Here is a 1,864-nt window from a genome sequence, read left to right as displayed (position 1 = left end):
CGGCTACGGCTACGGCTACGGCTACGGCTACGGCTACGGCTACGGCTACGGCTACACGGTGAATCGTCTCGCTGATGATCAGGGCGTACGCGCCGGCGGAGACGACGACCGCCGACCTGTTCTGCCAGTCGTTCACGGTCCTCCGGTGAAGTGCTCCAGCACGACGTCCTCAGTGATCGCGCCGAGCAGCCCGACCGCGCCGCCGTCGCGCTCTGCCGGACTGCGGCACGAGCAGGCCGTAGACGACCGGGGCGAAGCCCTTCGGACCGAACCAGGCCGCCACCAGCCTCTCCTTTCGGGAGATCGTCGTACCCAGCAGCGAGATGAGCAGCGAAGCCGGGCAACGAGGACGATCGCCAGGACCACCGCCGCGTAGCCGCCGAAGGAGAGGTCGCCGAACAACTGCGGGGTCGGTTCGTCGCCCGGGCAAGGAAGGACAGGTCGGCGGAGTCCGGCGGCCGGTGCGGGGCCCCGCCGGGTCGGCGATCTCGGTCGTGGTGGGCATCAGGAGACCTCCGGCCTGTCCGTCGCCGCCTCGATGAGGGTGAGCATGCGGTCGGGCCTTCCACCCCCTCACCCTCATCGAGGCGGCGACGGACCACCCGGCGGCAACCGCAGACGACCACACCGCGTCCGAGAAGCCTGAAAACCACAGGCACACACAGAGTTCCCGAGACGCTGAACCACGTCCCGTGCGCCCGCCGGGCCAAAGAGTCACAGGCTGGTCGGGCGTCTGGACCGGACTCGACGGAGGTCCGGCACGAGAACCAGCCGATGGCTCGGAATCGAGCACCGACACCACCGGCAGAGTGAACAACGCACTCCATGCACCCCCTTCGGCCGCTTATCTTTATGTACGTTATAAAGCCATTGTTAGCTTTTAGGCGATGAGTGATGGTTCATCACCCAACGGACAGGTGCTCGCTCCCGGTCCGACCGGAACTCACTACGGAAGTTCGGGCCCCCTTGCGTGGGGGCGACTGAGCTCAACGGCGACAAAGAAAGGTGAGTCCTATGACAGCGGCTGCCACGCCATCCCCTCCGCCAAGCAGAACCCGCATACACCGCCGACTCAAGGCGCGTCTCGCGCTGGTGCCCGGAGTAGTACTGCTGGCCACGGCCACGCTGGCCTGGAGCACCACCGCGCAGGCTGCGGAAGCCCCCGTTGAGCTGGGGACCGCCAAGAGTTACGCGGTCCTGGCCGGTTCAACGATCACCAACACCGGTCCCACCGTCATCAACGGCGACGTGGGGCTCAGTCCGGGCTCCTCGGTGACGGGCTTCTCGTCGTCGACGCCCGCCGGCCCCGGACAGATCTTCGGTGATCTGCACGTGGCCGACGCCGAGGCCATTCAGGCGAAGACGGATCTGGGCACCGCCTACACCAACGCGGCCGGCCGGGGACCCGGGGCTGCCGTTACGGCCGATCTCGGCGGACAGGTACTGGTGCCCGGCGTCTACACGGCCACGTCATCGATGGGACTCACCGGAGCTCTCACCCTCAATGCCAAGGGTGACCCCAACGCCGTCTTCATCTTCCAGGCCGGATCGACGCTGACCACCGCTTCGGCGAGCAGCGTCGTCCTCGTCAACGGCGCGCAGCCCTGCAACGTGTTCTGGCAGGTGGGCAGTTCCGCCACCCTCGGGACCAATTCCACCTTTGTGGGCACCATCCTGGCCCAGGAATCCATCACGGTGACGACCGGCGCCGAGATCCAGGGCCGAGCCCTTGCGCAGACCGGCGCGGTGACGCTGGACGACAACGTCATCACAACGCCGATCTGCGTGACTGGCCCCGCCGGACCCGTGGGCCCCACCGGTCCCGCCGGTCCCACCGGTCCCGCAGGACCCACCGGACCTGAAG

1 protein-coding gene and 1 pseudogene are annotated in these 1,864 nt (G+C 67.6%); one reads left to right on the top strand and one right to left on the bottom strand.

The features are described from left to right. Positions 1-214 precede the first annotated feature (214 nt). Positions 215-411 (bottom strand): annotated as a pseudogene (locus RB628_RS28040) (sodium:proton antiporter); the annotation flags it as partial. A gap of 681 nt (positions 412-1,092) precedes the next feature. Here RB628_RS28040 and RB628_RS28035 point away from each other — a divergent pair. Further along, the coding region (locus RB628_RS28035) for an ice-binding family protein (RefSeq protein WP_318323305.1) at positions 1,093-1,864 on the top strand (772 nt) is incomplete at its 3' end.

This window comes from Streptomyces sp. ADMS (genome assembly GCF_033441795.1).
Classification (GTDB): domain Bacteria; phylum Actinomycetota; class Actinomycetes; order Streptomycetales; family Streptomycetaceae; genus Streptomyces.
The sequence above is the reverse complement of the archived record's forward strand: the minus strand, read 5'-3'. Positions and strand labels throughout refer to the sequence as shown.